The 17,203-nt window shown below is 71.7% G+C and carries 15 protein-coding genes and 1 riboswitch; of the genes, 8 read left to right on the forward strand and 7 right to left on the reverse strand.

What is annotated here, in order from left to right; genetic code table 11:
* Window positions 1-314 precede the first annotated feature (314 nt).
* Entirely contained in the window at window positions 315-1,820 is a 1,506-nt protein-coding gene (locus SCA03_RS32735) for an alpha,alpha-trehalose-phosphate synthase (UDP-forming) (protein ID WP_030886775.1), read from the forward strand.
* Window positions 1,821-1,867: 47 nt separating this feature from the next.
* On the opposite strand, the gene otsB is transcribed toward SCA03_RS32735, so the two are convergent.
* Together otsB and SCA03_RS32745 are read right to left on the reverse strand one after the other, a co-directional pair.
* The gene (otsB, locus tag SCA03_RS32740; RefSeq protein WP_086814220.1) at window positions 1,868-2,716 is read right to left on the reverse strand and encodes a trehalose-phosphatase; all 849 of its coding nucleotides are present in this window, start codon (window positions 2,714-2,716) and stop codon (window positions 1,868-1,870) included.
* Window positions 2,717-2,766: 50 nt separating this feature from the next.
* Window positions 2,767-3,741, reverse strand: coding sequence for a glucosyl-3-phosphoglycerate synthase (locus SCA03_RS32745; protein ID WP_030886781.1), 975 nt, complete (start codon window positions 3,739-3,741; stop codon window positions 2,767-2,769).
* 155 nt (window positions 3,742-3,896) lie between these two features.
* Window positions 3,897-4,091, forward strand: a riboswitch (SAM riboswitch).
* A 17-nt stretch (window positions 4,092-4,108) separates the two neighbouring features.
* On the opposite strand from SCA03_RS32745, the gene thrC reads away from it, so the two are divergent.
* The 5 genes from thrC to SCA03_RS32770 all read left to right on the forward strand — a co-directional run bounded on the left by thrC (window position 4,109) and on the right by SCA03_RS32770 (window position 9,494).
* Complete coding sequence (thrC, locus tag SCA03_RS32750) at window positions 4,109-5,437, forward strand: threonine synthase (protein ID WP_030886785.1); 1,329 nt, start codon at window positions 4,109-4,111, stop codon at window positions 5,435-5,437.
* Window positions 5,438-5,498: 61 nt separating this feature from the next.
* A complete protein-coding gene (locus SCA03_RS32755) occupies window positions 5,499-5,777 on the forward strand; it encodes a MoaD/ThiS family protein (RefSeq protein WP_030886789.1) in 279 nt (92 codons plus the stop codon).
* 533 nt (window positions 5,778-6,310) lie between these two features.
* Window positions 6,311-6,514 (forward strand): cold-shock protein, encoded by a 204-nt coding sequence (locus tag SCA03_RS32760; protein ID WP_016472377.1) that lies wholly within the window; start codon window positions 6,311-6,313, stop codon window positions 6,512-6,514.
* A gap of 561 nt (window positions 6,515-7,075) precedes the next feature.
* Window positions 7,076-8,704 carry a chaperonin GroEL gene (groL, locus tag SCA03_RS32765; RefSeq protein WP_030890503.1) on the forward strand — a complete coding sequence of 543 codons (1,629 nt, stop codon included), beginning with the start codon at window positions 7,076-7,078 and terminating at the stop codon, window positions 8,702-8,704.
* A 379-nt stretch (window positions 8,705-9,083) separates the two neighbouring features.
* The gene (locus SCA03_RS32770) at window positions 9,084-9,494 is read left to right on the forward strand and encodes a hypothetical protein (RefSeq protein WP_030886794.1); all 411 of its coding nucleotides are present in this window, start codon (window positions 9,084-9,086) and stop codon (window positions 9,492-9,494) included.
* A 169-nt stretch (window positions 9,495-9,663) separates the two neighbouring features.
* Here SCA03_RS32770 and SCA03_RS32775 read toward each other — a convergent pair whose 3' ends face one another.
* Window positions 9,664-10,416, reverse strand: coding sequence for an AraC family transcriptional regulator (locus tag SCA03_RS32775; RefSeq protein ID WP_086814233.1), 753 nt, complete (start codon window positions 10,414-10,416; stop codon window positions 9,664-9,666).
* Window positions 10,417-10,830: 414 nt separating this feature from the next.
* Here SCA03_RS32775 and SCA03_RS32780 point away from each other — a divergent pair, with 414 nt between their 5' ends.
* Window positions 10,831-12,186, forward strand: a complete 1,356-nt coding sequence (locus tag SCA03_RS32780) for an MFS transporter (protein WP_170297871.1) — start codon at window positions 10,831-10,833, stop codon at window positions 12,184-12,186.
* On the opposite strand, the gene SCA03_RS32785 is transcribed toward SCA03_RS32780, so the two are convergent.
* Window positions 12,155-13,144: an alpha/beta fold hydrolase gene (locus SCA03_RS32785; RefSeq protein WP_086814221.1), complete on the reverse strand. Its 990-nt coding sequence runs from the start codon at window positions 13,142-13,144 to the stop codon at window positions 12,155-12,157. The genes SCA03_RS32780 and SCA03_RS32785 overlap by 32 nt on opposite strands.
* Window positions 13,145-13,386: 242 nt before the next feature.
* Between SCA03_RS32785 and SCA03_RS32790 the strand changes: the two genes are divergently transcribed.
* Window positions 13,387-14,037, forward strand: a complete 651-nt coding sequence (locus tag SCA03_RS32790; protein ID WP_078874701.1) for a sensor domain-containing protein — start codon at window positions 13,387-13,389, stop codon at window positions 14,035-14,037.
* Window positions 14,038-14,132: 95 nt separating this feature from the next.
* On the opposite strand, the gene SCA03_RS32795 is transcribed toward SCA03_RS32790, so the two are convergent.
* The 3 genes from SCA03_RS32795 to SCA03_RS32805 all read right to left on the reverse strand — a co-directional run bounded on the left by SCA03_RS32795 (window position 14,133) and on the right by SCA03_RS32805 (window position 17,017).
* Window positions 14,133-15,164, reverse strand: a complete 1,032-nt coding sequence (locus tag SCA03_RS32795; RefSeq protein ID WP_141275826.1) for a hypothetical protein — start codon at window positions 15,162-15,164, stop codon at window positions 14,133-14,135.
* A 90-nt stretch (window positions 15,165-15,254) separates the two neighbouring features.
* On the reverse strand, window positions 15,255-16,043 hold the full coding sequence (locus SCA03_RS32800) for a hypothetical protein (protein ID WP_230989066.1): 789 nt from the start codon (window positions 16,041-16,043) through the stop codon (window positions 15,255-15,257).
* Window positions 16,044-16,339: 296 nt separating this feature from the next.
* Window positions 16,340-17,017 carry a hypothetical protein gene (locus SCA03_RS32805; protein WP_086814225.1) on the reverse strand — a complete coding sequence of 226 codons (678 nt, stop codon included), beginning with the start codon at window positions 17,015-17,017 and terminating at the stop codon, window positions 16,340-16,342.
* Window positions 17,018-17,203 lie beyond the last annotated feature (186 nt).

Genomic DNA, 17,203 nt, shown 5'->3' on the forward strand with positions numbered 1-17,203 from the left:
ACCGGGAGCGAAGCACCGATCGTGCGGAGCCCCCCGGACACCAGGCCGACGGGGCCAAGGGACAAAGGAGCGAAGCACCGATCGTGCGGAGCCCCCGAATCCCCGGCCGCCGAGGCCAAGGGACAAAGGAGCGAAGCAACGAAGGGGCGAAGCGCCGACGAACCGTCGGGCGGAGCCATGACGCCCGGCCGACGAGGCCAACGGGGCCAGGGACGAAGCGGACACCCGGTCAGCACGGAACGACGAGCACCACAACGAGGCACAGCCAGCGCAGCGCCCTGGCATGGAGCCACCCCCTTACTAAGCTCGGCACCATGGCCGCCACCGAAGCTCCCGAAGCCCGCAGTGCCCGGATCCTGGTCGCGTCCAACCGCGGCCCCGTCTCCTACTCCCGTCCCGAGGAGAACGGCCCGCTCACCGCCAAGCGCGGTGGCGGCGGTCTCGTCTCGGGCCTTTCGGCGATCGGCCCGGAGGCCGGGGCGGTGTGGGTGTGCGCCGCGCTCGGCTCCGGCGACCGCGAGGCCGCGCGCCGCGCCGCCGAGCACCCGGACGGGCTGCTGGACCGCGCCGACACCGGCGGACAGGCCGTCCGCATGCTCGACATCCCGGAGGAGACGTTCCGTGCCGCCTACCACGGGGTGGCCAACTCGGTGCTGTGGTTCGTCCACCATCTGCTGTACCAGACGCCGTTGGAGCCCGCGTTCGACGTGGGGTTCGCGCGCGAGTGGGCCGAGTACGAGGCGTACAACACGGCGTTCGCGGACGCGCTCGCCGAGGAGGCGGGCAAGGACGCCGTGGTCCTCGTGCAGGACTACCACCTGACCCTGGTGCCGCAGCTGTTGCGGGAGCGCCGCCCCGATCTGCGCATCGGGCACTTCTCGCACACCCCGTGGGCGCCGCCGGACTACTACCGGATGCTGCCGGACGCCACCGCGGCGGCCGTGCTGCGCGGCATTCTCGGCGCCGACCGGGCCGCCTTCCTCACCCGCCGCTGGGCCGAGGCGTTCGCCGCGTGCTGTGCCCGGGTGCTGGGCGCCCGTGTGGAGGGCGAGGTGCAGGGAGGGGACGCGCTGCGCATCACCTACGAGGGCCGGACGACGCAGATCGGGGTGCACGGGCTCGGCGCCGACGCCGACTTCCTCCGGGAGCGGGCGCACCGCGACGACGTGGCCGAACGGCTGGCGCAGTTGCGCGAGCAGATCGGGCACGCGCCGGACGGCGCCGCCCGGCGCACGATCGTGCGGGTCGACCGTACGGAGCTGTCGAAGAACATCGTGCGCGGGCTGCACGCCTACCGGAGGCTGCTGGAGGACCGTCCGGAGTGGCGCGAGCGCGTCGTGCACCTCGCCTTCGCCTACCCGTCCCGCCAGGATCTGGCCGTCTACCGGGACTACACGGCCGAGGTCGCCCGCGTCGCCGAGGAGATCAACGACGCCTTCGGCGGCCCCGGCTGGACGCCCGTCCTGCTGCATGTGCAGGACGACTTCGCGCGCTCGCTGGCGGCCTACCGGCTCGCCGACGTCGCGCTGGTCAACCCGATCAGGGACGGGATGAACCTCGTCGCGAAGGAGATCCCCGTGGTCTCCGAGGAGGGCTGTGCGCTGGTGCTCTCGCGGGAGGCCGGGGCGTTCGAGGAGATGCGCCAGGACGCGATCGAGGTCAACCCGTACGACGTGACGGCGACGGCCGAGGCGCTGCACGCGGGGCTGACGATGGAGCGCGGCGAGCGGGCGGCACGGGCGGCGCGGCTGGCGACGGCCGCGACGGCCCTGCCGCCCAGCCGCTGGTTCCTCGACCAGCTGCACGCGCTGGGCGGCTGAGCCCGGTCCCCTTGGGCCGGGGCCGCGGGCGCCCCGGCCCCGAGGGGTCAGAGCGCGGCTTCGAGGGCGTCGAGGAGGGCGACGAGGCCCTCCGGCCCGGCGACGCGCAGATCGGCCCGGGCGGCCAGCTCCGGGACGGCCTCCCCGGTTCCGGCCGCGTCGCTGCACACCAGCAGCCCCTTCAGCCCGTCCTCGGCCCGCATCCGCTCGACGGCGGCGAAGGCGGCGAGGTCGCCGAGGTCGTCACCGGCGTACAGCACGGTCTCCGCCCGTGTCCGGGTGAGGAAGTCGCGCAGCGCGGCGCCCTTGTCGGCGCCGGGCGGGCGCAGCTCCAGGACCATCCGGCCGGGTTCGACGATCAGCCCGTGCCGCTCGGCGAGGGCGGTCAGCGGTGCCCGCAGCCGGCCGAGCGCGCCGTCCGGGTCGGCGGTGCGGCGGGTGTGCACGGCCAGGGCGCGGCCCTTGTCCTCGGTCCAGGTGCCGGGCGGTGCGCCGGCCTCGTCGAGCACGCCGGGCAGTTCGGTGCGTACGGCGTCGACGCCGGGCGGCGGTGGCGGCACCTCCACGGCGCCGGTCGCGCCGTCCCACCGCTCGGCGCCGTACGCGCCGAGCACGGTCACATGTTCCAGTTCGGGTACGGCGGTGAAGCCGCTGTAGCGGACGGCGTCCTGCGCCGGACGGCCGGTGATCACGACGACGGCGCACAGCCGCGGCGCGAGCCGGGCGAGCGCGGGCACGGCCTCGGGGTGGGCGCGCGCTTCGGCGGGGTCGGCGACGATCGGCGCGAGCGTCCCGTCGAAGTCGAGGGCCAGGACGGCGCGCTGTGGGGCGGCGAGCAGCGCCGCGAGCCCTTCCTTCCCTGCTGCGGTCACGGGGTGGGGCACAGGCATCGGCATGCCGTGACGATAAGCCAGCGGCGGCCGGTGCCGGGGCGTGCCGACGCGGCTCAGGCGGCGCGCGGCGCGTACTCCGGCAGCGTCCGCACGGGCGGCCGCTCCTCGGTACCGAGGGTGTGGGTGCGGGGTACGAACGAGCCCGGGGCGCCGGCGTCGGCTCCGGCGGCGCGTTCGAACTGGGTCAGGGAGAGCGCCCCGGGGAGCGCGGCGCCCGCGCGGGGCAGCCGGCGTTCGGCGGTGGCGCAGATCGCCGTGGCCATCCGGCCGAGCGCCTGCCCGTCCTGGTGCCGGTGGTGGCGCACCCCGACGTCGACCTGGGCGAGGGCGTCGAGCCCGGCCAGCTCCAGCGCGTCGACGAGGAGGCCCAGTTCGACGCCGTAGCCGACGGGGAAGGGCAGCCGTTCCAGCAGCTGCCGGCGGGCCGCGTACTCGCCGCCCAGCGGCTGGACGAAGCCGGCCAGCCGCGGCCAGTGCAGATTGATCAGCGGCCGGGCGACCAGCTCCGTGACCCGCCCGCCGCCGCCGGGGCTGTCGTGCAGCGGCCGGTCGTACATCGCCTTGACGAGCTGGAGCTGCGGGTCGGTGAGCAGCGGGCCGACGATGCCGGAGACGAAGTCGGCGGAGAACTCGCGCAGGTCGGCGTCCACGAAGCAGACGATGTCGCCGCCGGTCACCAGCAGCGAACGCCACATCACCTCGCCCTTGCCCGGCCGGGCGGGCAGCCGGGGCAGCACCGCGTCGCGGTGGACGACGCGGGCACCGGCCCGCGCGGCGACCTCGGCGGTGCGGTCGGTGGAGCCGGAGTCCATCACGACCAGTTCGTCGACCAGCGGAGCGCTCCGGCCGGCCAGCTCGCGGCGGATGACGGAGACGATCTCGCCGACCGTGTCCTGTTCGTCCAGCGCGGGCAGCACGACGCTGACGGTGCTGCCCGTGCGCCGCTTCGCGGCCAGCAGGCTCTCCAGCGGCCGGTCGGCGGCGCGCCAGGAGCGGCGCTGGAGCCAACGGCCCACTTCATCCAGCACGCGGATGCCCTTCCTCGGTTCCGTCTCGCGGTTCGGACGACTCTCTTGAGCCGTCACTCACGTCGGTTACAGTCTTGAACAACGCGCGTGACCTCCGCATGCCGGGGTGACGTGTGACAAACGCCGACGGCGCCCGCGCCGCCGTGCCATACCGAAGCTCATCCAGAGGGGCAGAGGGATCCGGCCCGTTGAAGCCCCGGCAACCATCCCGCGACCGCGTGCGGAGCGACCGCAGCGGACATCAGGTTCCGTGCACAGTGGACATTCCTGGCGGAACCCAGGCGAGACCGCCTCGTGGGGACGGTGCCAATTCCGGCCCGTGACGAGATACGCCACGGGGAAGATGAGGAGAAAGGGCCTCGCCTCCATGGCTGTGCAGACAGTTGCAAGCACCTCCCCCACTGATTCCCCCGCTGATTCCCCCGCCGGCTCCTCCGGTTCCGCAGAGCCCTCGCTGGGCGCCGCCGTCGCGCTCTCCTGTCGCGAGTGCGGCACCCGCACCGCGCTCGGCCCGCACTTCGTGTGTCTGGAGTGCTTCGGCCCGCTGGAGGTCGCCTACGAGCTGCCGGCCGGCGACCCGGCGGGGCTCCGCGAGCGGATCGAGGCAGGGCCCGCCTCGATGTGGAGGTACGCACCGCTGCTGCCCGTCCCGGCGGACGTGGCGGCCAAGCCCAATCTGAACCCGGGCTTCACCCCGCTCGTGCAGGCCGACCGACTCGCGGCCGAACTCGGCGTCACCGGCGGCCTGTACGTCAAGGACGACTCCGGCAACCCCACCCACTCCTTCAAGGACCGGCCCGTCGCCATCGCCCTGGAGGCGGCCCGCGCCTTCGGGCTCACCACGCTGTCCTGCTCCTCGACGGGCAACCTGGCCGGGGCCGTCGGCGCCGCCGCCTCCCGCGCCGGGCTGCGCAGCTGTGTGTTCATCCCCGACGGGCTGGAGCAGTCGAAGGTCGTGATGGCCGCCGTCTACGGCGGCGACCTGGTCGCGATCGACGGCACGTACGACGACGTGAACCGCTTCTGCTCCGAGCTGATCGGCGACCCGCTGGGCGAGGGCTGGGGCTTCACCAACGTCAATCTGCGCCCCTTCTACGCCGAGGGCTCCAAGACCCTGGCGTACGAGATCTGCGAGCAGCTCGGCTGGCGGCTGCCGGACCAGATCGTCATCCCCGTCGCCTCCGGCTGCCAGCTGGTGAAGATCGACAAGGGGCTCCGCGAACTGATCGCGCTCGGCCTCGTCGAGGAGAAGCCGTACCGGATCTTCGCCGCGCAGGCCGAGGGCTGTGCGCCGGTCTCCCGCGCGTTCAAGGACGGCTCGGACGTGCGTCCGGTCAAGCAGCCCGACACCATCGCCAAGTCCCTGGCGATCGGCGACCCGGCCGACGGTCCGTACGTCATCGACATCTGCAAGCGCACCGGCGGCGCCGTCGACGACGTGGACGACGCGCAGATCGTCGACTCCATCCGGCTCCTCGCCCGGACCGAGGGGGTGTTCGCGGAGACCGCGGGCGGCGTCACGCTCGGTGTCACCCGCAAGCTCATCGCCTCCGGAGCACTCGACCCGGCGCTGTCCACCGTCGTCCTCAACACCGGCGACGGGCTCAAGACGCTGGACGCCGTCGCGCCCACCGCCCGGCCCTCCGCGGTGATCGCCCCGTCGCTCGCCGCCTTCCGCGACGCCGGCCTCGCCTGACCGCGGCCGTTCCCTCCCGCGCCGTCCCCCGCACCCGCCCCGTTCAGTAAGGAAGAAGAGCATGAGCGTGAACGTCCGGATCCCGACCATCCTGCGCACCTACACCGGCGGGCAGGCCGAGGTCTCCGCCGAGGGCGCGAGCCTCTCCGAGGTGCTGGCCGACCTGGAGAAGAACCACGCGGGCATCTCGGCCCGCATCCTGGACGACACCGGCAAGCTGCGCCGCTTCGTGAACGTCTACGTCAACGACGACGACGTCCGCTTCGAGCAGGGCCTGGAGACGCCGACCCCGGACGGCGCCGGCGTCTCGATCATTCCCGCCGTCGCCGGCGGCTGCTGAGGCCGCGCCGCCCGCGGAAACGCCCGCCGGCCCACGGAATGCCGCGCCGCACGCCGTGTCGCGCCGGCGGGATTTCCCCGGCGTACGGCGCTCGTGAAAAGCACGGAATCGCCCCCTCCGGAACGTCCCGGGTGGGGGCGATTCCGCGTTCCGGAAGGCGGTAGAGTGATCGTCGCTCCTCCCCGCACACGTCCCGGAAGTCCTTCCCCGGGGTGCGTGCCCGAACACCGCGAAGAACGCGACAAGTTGCGGCCGGTCCGCCGGTGGAACGCCGAGGAAAATGGTGTGGCAATTGTCGTGAAGGCTCCTTATGCCCGGCCCGACTTGCCCTCGTTTCAGGGGAGTTGAGCCGTTTCGCCCGACCGGCGGTGTGCAGATTTCTCGTCCGATTGACCTGTTGCGGAGGGCGTCCGTGCAGATACATTCAGCGGCGGTCGACGCGTTCCGGCGCACACCCTCACGCCGGGGGTGAGGTCTGACCCGGGTTCGCGAAGTGCGGACTCGTGCAAGGGCCGGCAATAGGGGAGTTAGGAATGGCTCAGGGCACCGTCAAGTGGTTCAACGCGGAGAAGGGGTACGGCTTCATCGCGGTCGACGGTGGTGCGGACGTGTTCGTCCACTACAGCGCGATCCAGATGGACGGTTATCGCACCCTGGATGAAGGGCAGCGGGTCGAGTTCGAGATCTCGCAGGGTCAGAAGGGTCCGCAGGCGGACATGGTCCGCGTGACCGGCTGAGCCTCGCCGGACTGCGCATCACCGCAGAGTCCAAGGGCCGCACCCCTCGGGGTGCGGCCCTTCTGCGTGCCTGTCCGCTTCGCCTTCCCCGCGTCTGCCCCCGCGTCTGCCCGCGTGTCTGTCCGCGTGCCCTTCCGCGCGCCTGTCCGCGTCGCCTGCCCGCGCGTCCGCCCGCGCCTGCCGGGTGTCGGCCCGCGCGCCTGCCGGGTGTCGGCCCGCGCGCCTGCCGGGTGTCGCGTGCCTGCCCGGGTGTCGGCCTGCGTGCCTGCCCGGGGTTTCGCCGTGCCCCCTCCGGCGTTCCGTCCGTGCGCGGTCGTGCGCCCGTGCCGGGGCTCCGAAGGGCGCTTGCACTCTCACTGGGCGAGTGCTAATTATTGGCGTTAGCACTCTCCGTGTGTGAGTGACAAAGAAGGACCGGGTCGGTGAGGTCGCGGGCCTGGCGGAGCAAGGAGCCGCCGGGGCGCGGGCCGTCCGTCGCGGGCGCCAGCGCGGTCCGGAGAAATCCGCCCCCGGCTCGTTACGAGCGGGGGACACCCATCCCGTCCGGGAGGACCACTTCACATGGCCAAGATCATCGCCTTCGACGAGGAGGCGCGGCGAGGGCTTGAGCGCGGCATGAACCAGCTCGCCGACGCCGTCAAGGTCACGCTCGGCCCCAAGGGCCGCAACGTCGTGCTGGAGAAGAAGTGGGGCGCCCCCACGATCACCAACGACGGTGTCTCCATCGCCAAGGAGATCGAGCTCGAGGACTCCTACGAGAAGATCGGCGCCGAGCTGGTCAAGGAGGTCGCGAAGAAGACGGACGACGTCGCCGGTGACGGCACGACGACCGCGACCGTCCTGGCCCAGGCCCTGGTCAAGGAGGGCCTGCGCAACGTCGCCGCCGGCGCCAACCCGATGGCCCTGAAGCGCGGCATCGAGCGCGCCACCGAGGCCGTCTCCGCCGCCCTGCTGGAGCAGGCGAAGGACGTGGAGACCAAGGAGCAGATCGCCTCCACCGCCTCCATCTCCGCTGCCGACACCCAGATCGGCGAGCTGATCGCCGAGGCCATGGACAAGGTCGGCAAGGAAGGCGTCATCACCGTCGAGGAGTCGCAGACCTTCGGTCTCGAGCTGGAGCTCACCGAGGGCATGCGCTTCGACAAGGGCTACATCTCCGCCTACTTCGCCACCGACATGGAGCGCATGGAGGCGGAGCTGGAGGACCCCTACATCCTCATCGTCAACTCCAAGATCAGCAACGTGAAGGACCTCCTTCCGCTGCTGGAGAAGGTCATGCAGTCGGGCAAGCCGCTGCTGATCATCGCGGAGGACGTCGAGGGCGAGGCGCTGTCCACGCTCGTCGTCAACAAGATCCGTGGCACCTTCAAGTCCGTCGCCGTCAAGGCCCCGGGCTTCGGCGACCGCCGCAAGGCCATGCTCGGCGACATCGCCATCCTCACCGGTGGCCAGGTCATCTCCGAGGAGGTCGGCCTCAAGCTGGAGAACGCCGGTCTGGAGCTGCTGGGCCGCGCCCGCAAGGTCGTCATCACGAAGGACGAGACCACCATCGTCGACGGTGCCGGTGACAGCGAGGCCGTCCAGGGCCGCGTGAACCAGATCCGCGCCGAGATCGAGAACAGCGACTCCGACTACGACCGTGAGAAGCTCCAGGAGCGTCTGGCGAAGCTGGCCGGCGGCGTGGCCGTCATCAAGGCCGGTGCCGCCACCGAGGTCGAGCTGAAGGAGCGCAAGCACCGCATCGAGGACGCCGTCCGCAACGCGAAGGCGGCCGTCGAGGAGGGCATCGTCGCCGGCGGTGGCGTGGCCCTGCTCCAGGCGTCCTCCGTCTTCGAGAAGCTGGAGCTGGAGGGCGACGAGGCCACCGGTGCCGCCGCCGTCAAGCTGGCCCTGGAGGCCCCGCTCAAGCAGATCGCGGTCAACGCCGGTCTCGAAGGCGGCGTCATCGTGGAGAAGGTCCGCAACCTGACCACGGGCCACGGCCTGAACGCCGCCTCGGGCGAGTACGTCGACATGATCGCCGAGGGCATCCTCGACCCGGCCAAGGTGACGCGCTCCGCGCTCCAGAACGCCGCCTCCATCGCGGCGCTCTTCCTCACCACCGAGGCCGTCATCGCCGACAAGCCGGAGAAGGCCGCCGCGGGCGCCGACGCCGGTGCCCCCGGCGGCATGGGCGGCATGGACTTCTGATCCGGCCGCACATCGCAGCAGCCACCGTGCGCTGACGTCCGGCTCCACGCCGGTCCGAGGGCGGGCATCCCGACGGGGTGCCCGCCCTCGGTGCGTTCGCGCCGGTCGCGCTGCGGGTCTGCTGCCGAGGCCGTTCCCGGGTTCCTTCGGGCCTGTCGCCGACGGCGGTGCCCGTGGCGCTGCGGGTCTGCCGCCCGGGGGAGGCCGACCGACGGTGACCGACGCATGACGGACCGTTGAGGTTGTGCATCTGGAGGACGGAGTTCCCCGAGTTTTCAGGACTTAGGGCTGATGTCCCACATGCCCCGGGGGAACTTCAATCGGAGGCGTACTCGCAGTCGGAGACAGCCGAGACAGCCACAGAACAGGGAGTATGCCGATGAACCGCTCCTTCCGCCTTCGTACCGCCGTCGTGGGCGTCACCGCCGCCGCACTGCTCGGCGCGGGCGCCGCCACCGCCACCGCAGCACCCTCGTCCCCGGCGCCCGCCCCGGCACCGGACACGGGTCAGGTCGCCACCAAGACGAACACCGTGAAGGCCGACCGTACGACCGTGAAGGCGTGGGAGCAGTTCCGGCTGCACGGCAAGGTACAGGGCATCAAGGCCGGGACGAAGGTCCAGCTCCAGCAGAAGCAGCAGGGCAAGTGGAAGAACCTGCCGGCGACTTCCGTGGTGAACCGCTCGCTCGACTACTCGATGCGGGTCAAGCTCGGCATGAAGGGCAAGCAGGAGATCCGTACGGTGATCGACGGCAAGGCGTCGAACGTCGTGACGGTCACGGTGCGGTGACCCCTCGCGGGCGGACGGACCCACCCGGCCGTCCGCCCGCGCCGCCGCGCCCGCACACCGGGCCCCGCGCCCCGTGTCGCGCCCCGTGCCCTCAACCGTCCTTCCCTGTAACGCCGTTCGCCCGGGGTGCACCGGTGCGCACGGGAGCGGACGCCGGGAGGAGCGGAGGCTACGGGGCGCGGTGGTGTGCGCCCGGCGTGCTGCCGAAGGCGCGGCGGAAGACGTCGATGAAGGCGCTGGGGGAGGACCAGCCGCACCGGTGGGCGACCGCGGTGACGGGTGCGCCGTCGGCCAGCATCCGCAGGGCATGGTAGAGCCGGACCTGGGTGCGCCACTGCGGGAAGGTCATGCCGAACTCGGCGCGGAACAGCCGGCTGAGGGTGCGGGCGCTCGTGTTCGTCGCCGCGCCGAGGTCCGCCAGGGTGCGCGGGTCGGCCGGGTCGGCGTCCAGGAGCGAACAGACCGACGCCAGCCGGGGATCGGACGCTGCGGGCAGCCGGAGCGGCTGCTGGGGCGAGGCACGCAACTGGTCGCGGAGGACGGCGCGCAGCCGGCGGCGTTCGGCCCCGGTGTCGCCGGGCGCCGCCGTGTAGGCGCGTATCAGCTCCCGCAGGAGCGGGCTGACGGCGAGGACCGTCGGGACGTCCGGGCCGAGCGGGTTGTCGTCCGCCGGCAGGCCGACGAGGTGCAGATCGAGCCGGCCGTAGGCGCGGTGCGCGTGCACGGTGCCCGCCGGCACCCAGATGGCGCGGGTGCCGGGCGCGAACCAGGTACCGGCGTCGGTCGTGACCGCCACAACTCCCGTGCCCGCGTAGGCGATCTGGTGCTCGTCGTGCCGGTGCGCGTCGATACGGGCGCCGGGGGCGAGGGTCTGTGCGCGGGTCGGCGCGGCCGGCTCGTGGCGGACGACACCGGTGACCACACCGGTGGCGGCGCTGTCGGCGGCCCCTGCCGTGGCGCCGGTGGTGACGTCGGAAGTGACGCCGGTGGTGGCACCGGTGGTGGCACCGGGGACGGCATCGGTCGTGGCGTCGGTGGAGGCGGTCGCCGTTCGGACCCTGTGCGCGGGTGCTGTCGGCGGCGCTGCCGGAGGTGCTGTCGGCGTCACTGGTGAGGGCGTCGGGGAGGTGCGGGGATCGGGGTGCGGACTCCCCGCGTCCTGGCGGGTGTTCGACATCGGTTGGCAATTTATCGGAAGCGGGACAGGGCGTCGTCCCGCGACGATCCACAGGTGCCGAACAACCGATCCACCCCGTCCGCACTCGCGCATCCATCACCCCGCACCCGCACCCGGCTCCCCTCCCGTAGCCGTTCCGGGCCCGGCCCGCTCACCCTGCTGTCGCTCGGGCACGCCTGCGTGGACGTCTACCAGGGGGCGGTGGCCGCGCTCGTCCCGTACTTCCTCGCCGAGCGGGCCTACAGCTACGCCGCGGCCTCCGGGATCGTGCTGGCGGCCTCCCTGCTGTCGTCCGTCGTCCAGCCGCTGTTCGGTGCGCTCACCGACCGGTGGCGGCTGCCGTGGCTGCTGCCGGTGAGCACGCTCGTGGGCGGCGCCGGGGTGGCGCTGGCCGGAGTGACCGGGTCGTACCCGCTCACGCTCACCGTGATCGCCGTCTCCGGGATCGGCGTCGCCGCCTACCACCCCGAATCCGCCCGGGTGGCGCGCGCGGCGGGACGGGGCACGCACACCTCGATGGGCTGGTTCTCGCTCGGCGGCAACCTCGGCTTCGCGGCCGCGCCGCTGCTGGTGGCGGCCGTGGTGGGGACCGCCGGACTCCGGGCCTCACCGCTGCTGGGGCTGCCCGCCGTCGCCGGCGCGGGCCTGTGCGTGGCCGCGACCCGTGCGATACGGGCCCGGCGGGGTGCCGAGGAGGACGTGCGGGGCGCCGAGACCGACCTCCGGGGCGGGAGCGGTGGCGGCTGCGCCGGGCGGGACGACGGCGAGGAGGGCGGCAACGGGCTGGGCGCGAGCGGTGAGGGCCGCGCCGGGCGGGACGGGAACGGTGATGGCGGCGCCGGGCGGGACGACGGCGGGAGCGGTGGGCAGGGCAGGAGCGGTGGGCAGGGAGGTAGCGGGGGACGGGACGGCCCCGGGGACGACTGGTGGTCGTTCGGGCGGCTGTCCGGGGCGATCGTCTGCCGCTCCATCGTCTTCGTCGGACTGAGCACCTTCGTCCCGGTGTTCGTCCGCGAGCGCACCGGCTGGGGCGAACAGGCGGGCACCGCCGCCCTGTTCGTGCTCTACCTGGGCGGCGCGGTGGGCACCGTCGCCGGCGGACGCCTCGCCGGCCGGTTCGGGCGGGTCGCCGTCGTGCGCTGGTCGTACGCGGCGACCGTGCCCGCCGTCGCCGGGGTGGTGCTGGTGCCCGGCCCGGCGCTCTATCCGTTCATCGCGCTCACCTCGGCCGGGCTGTATGTACCGTTCTCGCTGCACGTCACGCTCGGACAGGACTATCTGCCCGGGCGCATGGGCACCGCGAGCGGCGTCACCCTGGGGCTGACCGTCAGCGTCGGCGGCGTGGCCGGTCCGCTGATCGGCGCCCTGGCCGACGCCACCTCGCTCCGGTTCGCGCTCGCCCCGCTGATCGTCTTCCCCGCCGTCGGACGGCTGTTGCTGCGGGGGCTGCGCGAACCGGTCGCACCGGGTGCGGACGGAGCGGTCAGCCCGACAGGCCCGCGAGCCACTCGGTGAGGATCTCGTTGGTCTCCTCGGGGCGTTCCTGCTGGACCCAGTGGCCGCAGCCGTCGAGCAGATGGTTGCCGCGCAGCTCCGGCAGGGTCGTGGGGAACGCGTCGATCGCGTCCTTCAGCCAGCCGACGGAGGCGTCCTCGGCCCCGGCGACGAACAGGGCGGGCCGGCGGATCGGTTCGCCCGCGTGACCGGCCAGATCCTCCCAGTCGCGGTCCATGGCGCGGTAGCGGTTCAACGCGCCTTCGAGCCCCGTCCGTTCGAACTCCTGCGCGTAGGCGTCCAGTTGGGCGTCGTCGAGCCAGGCCGGGCGCCTGCCGGCGGGGAAGCGTTCGCGCAGCGTGCCCCCGGCGCGGGTCACGAAGTGCGGATCCGGCGCGTCCGGGCCCGGCATGGTGTCCGCCGACAGCGCGGCGTAGAAGCCCGTCAGCCAGCCGCGCACATCCGGCTCGATCTCCCGCTCGGCCCGTCCGGGCTCCTGGAAGTAGGAGACGTAGAACTCCTCCTCGCCGCCCATCCCGGCGAACACCTCGCTCGGGCGCGGTCCGCCGGGCGGCGCGTAGGGCACACCGAGCATGCCGACCGCGCGGAAGACGTCCGGGCGCAGCAGCGCGCAGTGGGCCGCGATCGTGGCGCCCCAGTCGTGCCCCACGACGACCGCCTCCCTCTCGCCGAGCGCCCGGACCACGGCGGCGGCGTCCGCCACCAGCTCGGTCATCCGGTAGTGGTCGGACCCGGCCGGCCTGGACGACCGCCCGTAGCCGCGGACATCGATCGCCACGGCGCGGTACCCGGCGGCGGCCAGCGCCGGCAGCTGGTGCCGCCACGAGTGCCACGTCTCGGGAAACCCGTGCAGGAGCAGCACCAGCGGCCCGCTGCCCTGCTCCACCGCGTGGGTGCGGCCCGCAGGGGTGTCGAGCAGGTGGTGCTTCGTCGGTGCCGGGGACGGGGTGCGCTGCATGAGGTCTCCTGCTCGTGCGGCTCCCGGCGGGCGCCGGAGCGGGACCGCGGCCGCGCGCGGCCCCGGCGGCCCGGTCGGCCGGGGGCGGAGGGACGTAGGGGGCGATCATGCATCCGGCCGCCGGGCCGGGCGATATTCGTTGTGGTTTCGGCAAGCCCGCGGCCGGGGTGTACCTGGCACCACCCCGCGGAGACCGGTCAAACGGCTGTGCCGTCCGCGCGCCGAGCGGAACAGTGGAGTACATGACGCAGCCGAACCTTCACCCGCAGCCGTCCGCCACCTGGGCAGCGGACGCGACCGCGCGCAGCAACGGCAAGGGCCGCTTCGGCCGTGAGGTGGGCTACCTGCTGTCCGGACTGCCGCTGGGCACAGCGGCGTTCGTGCTGCTGGTCACCGGCTTCGCGCTGGGCGCCGGCACGCTGATCCTGCTGTTCGGCGTGTTCGTCCTGGGCGGGACGCTGTCCGTCGCCCGCTTCTTCGCCCGCGTCGAGGCCGCACAGATCGCGCACGCCACCGGCAGGGCCCTCCCGCCGCCCGCGGACGGGCCGCGCCGCGGCGGCTGGGGCCTGCTGGCCGACGCACAGGGCTGGCGCGACCTGGTGCACGCGATCGTCGCCTTCCCCGTCCGCGTGGCGACGTTCGCCCTCACCCTCGTCTGGCTGTGCGCCGGCCTCGGCGGCACGACCTACGGCCTGTGGTCCTGGAGCATCCCGCGCGACGAGTACGACGGCTGGATCGATCTGGCCTTCGGCTGGAGCGGCACCGGCGCGGACATCCTCGGCAACACCACCGCCGGCCTCTTCTTCCTCCTCACCTCCGTCCCCGTCATCCACGGCCTGGCCCTCACCCAATCCGGCCTGGGGCGGGTGCTGCTGCGGGGCGGGCGGCTCTGACCCGCACACCCGCTACCGGAAGCCGGCCGGTACACCTCCGCACACCCTGACCGGAGCCCGGCCAAAGACACCTCCGCGCCTCGACCCCGGCACACTCACGATCCGCAGCCCTGCCAACCGCGTGCCTCTGCTTGGGAGGTGGCCAGGGTGGTCACGAGGTCGTCGAAGACGTCCGAGCGAGGTGACCTGCCCTTGGCAGCGTTGTCCAGGAACGCGTCCTTGTAGGAGTCGTTCGCCCACAGGCCGACGTACAGCTCTCCGTCAGAGCAGGTAAGGATTTCGGTCTCGCCGAGAGTGATGGCGGGGTCCTCCTTCTGCACCGCGGCGACCACATCCTTGTTGTCGCTGATGGAGAGGGTGACCCCCGGGTGATTCTTCCCCCGCAGATGCAGCTCACAGAGCCGAGCCTTGCCCTTGGCAGACGTCGTGCGCTCGGTACCCAACTCGACACTCCCCGGGAGCAGTACCTCCTTTGGCAGAGTGAACCCGGGGATACCGCAGACCCGCTGCGGATCGGTTTCCTTCTTCTTCTCCGGAGCCGGCGCCGCGTCCACCGCCGCCTCGGGCGATGCCGGTGTCTCAGGGCAACCGGCCCGCTCCATGACCCGCTGCGCCGCCAACTGCGTGATCCGCAACAGAGCTTGTGGCCGTGCCGATCCTTCCTTCAGCTCTGTCGTGACGAATGGAATCGCAGCGGACCTGGCCGGGATCTTCTTCCAGCAGGAACTCGGCAACAGCAGCCACGCTCGCCGGTCCGTTGCCCCGGCGGGAAGCCCCTCGCGGGCGAGGGACATGCCGCCCCGCGACTGCCACACCCGCGACTGGAAGACCGCCGCTCCGCTCAACGGGTCGAAAGCAACCTTGAACTCGGGCTGCGGGGAGTCGATGAATCTACTGCTGCGCGCGACCTCGCACCGCAGTGCGTACGAGCTGGGATCCGGACTCGCCGACTCCGTCACCCGCCCCTTCCCTTCGAGCGCCGCCTCCACATCGGAGCGTGCCAGCGCGCCGTCGCAGAAGGTGTCCGGTCCCAGGAAGTTGGTGTTCCACCAGGTCAACAGACCGGCCACCAGCAGAAGGCACGCGGTCGCGGATATCAGGGAGTAGGTCAGCGCTCTACGTTTCATCACTCAGAGGTCTTCGAGCCTGGGCTTGAAAGCGGACGTGGGCGGCAACTTGCCCATCCGCTGGAGGGTCCGTATGTCGTTGGTGCCGAGTCAGCGGACGATGGACTGGACTTCGCGGACGGTGATGTTCCGGGTTTCGTCGTAGGAGCCTTCCGGGAGGTCGTCGCCGGCGCCGTCGGTGCCGTTCCAGGAGACCTTCCAGGTCAGGGTTGCCTTGAGTGGGAAGGATCCGCCGCCTTGCGTTGCGCGGTGGTAGGTGAGGCCGCACGGTGGGGTCTGGTTGCTGTTGCCCTTGGTGTAGGGCTCGCCGATGCTGCCGTGCTCGATGACGCACTTTCCGCTGGCCGGATATGTGTCCGCGTCCGTGGTGCCCGGCTCCAGTGTCAGGGCGTAGGGTTCGGCTTTCGTTTCGGCCCACAGGCCTGTGCCCGGGAGTTCGGCCCGTACCGTGACGGGTTTGAATTTCGCCTTGTCCAGCCAGACCCATGTCTTGAGGTTGACGGTCTGCTTGTCCTTGGGGCTGATCTCGACGTCCGTGCCGGGGATGGGGAGTTCGTCGTAGGCGTACTCCGCGAGGACCTTCGGGCTGATGGCGTTCGGGACGTCGGGGGTCTCGCCCTTGTCGACCCAGATGGCGTGCTTCATGCAGTCGTTGGCCTTGGGGTCGTTCTTCTTGTTGGGGTTCGGCACGCCTTCCCAGAACATGCCCTTGCCCTGTTTGTCGAGGTTGTAGTTCTTGTACTTGTCGACCTGGTAGTACTCGCCCACGAAGCCCTGTGCCTGGCCCTGGATCTTCCGTGCGATCTCGTCGTGGTCCACGGGGTCCAGCGGGTTCGTTTCCTTCTTCTTCTTGGGCTTGTCGGGCTCGTACTTCTTCATGAGGGCCTTGAGCTCTTTGGGCGATGTCCGCGGCTCGTACCAGCAGGCAGGCGCTTCCCAGCTCGTGTTCTGCGGCTTCAGCGACCCGCTGTTGCCCTTGTCCCCCTCGACGACGACCGTCCGCGCCCGCGTCGCCTTCGCCCCGACAGACTGCTTCTCACCCCCGCCGGACCCGTTCAAGGCTGTGTTGCCCTGGTTTCTCGCGACTGGTCCTCCGTCCGTCGGACCTGCTTGCGCTGCCCCTGTGGAGCACGTCACGAGCGCCGTGAGTGCGACAAGGACCAGGGCGGATCTGTTCACCGGGCGCACTTCTGCCCCCCGAGGGTCGAGCTTCCTTCCGTGCCTTGCCAGACGCCGTTCTTGTTCCGTTCCATCTCCACGGTGTTGAACGTGAAGCTCTTCTCGCTCTTCTGCTTGGGGTCCAACTTCCCTGTCTTCAGGTGTTTCGTCGTGGAATCGCTCTCGTCGATGCAGAACGTGACGGTGGCCTTGTTCTTCCCGTCCAGGGTCACCGACTGGTTGTAGTAGTGGGTCTTACCCACCCAAGTGACGTTCTGTTCCACGTAGTTCTTGGCGTACTCCGTCTCGTTCCGCAGGACCTGGCCCTTGGCGTAGAAGTTCATGGTCTTCAGGCCGACCCGACGAGTGATCACCTGGTCGATGGAGTCGATCCGACGCTGGTTGTCCGCCAGGACGCGGGCCTTCGTCGGGTCGCCGGTTTCCGTTTTTTCGAAGACGTTCTCCGCGTCCTTGCCGAGCTTGATGTCGGGGCGTTCGATGTCGTCGCCCGGGCTGCCGGAGGCGGATGCCGTGGGGGATGTGCCGCCTTTGTCGGCGCCCTTGATTTCGCCGGATTTGTCTCCGCTGTCGTCGCTGCCGCACGCGCCGAGGAGCAGCGCTCCGGTGACCGCGCAGACGGCGGCCGTGCCGCGCAGGCGAATGCGGGTGCGGGCGCTGGTCGTTCGGTCGTTCATCGTGCACAACTCCCGGTCGCGGTCGGTCGGGGCGCACGGATGGACCGCTGTGAACCCCCGTACATCAGGTGCCCGAGTGTAGTGAACCCGTCACAACAGCAACATGGGAGATGAATCACCGGGGTCAAATGGCCGGCCTGGCAAGGGCGTTCGGCGGCGCACACCCGCCGGTCCACGAGGCGGCCG

The organism is Streptomyces cacaoi (genome assembly GCF_006539165.1).
Lineage (GTDB): Bacteria > Actinomycetota > Actinomycetes > Streptomycetales > Streptomycetaceae > Streptomyces > Streptomyces cacaoi.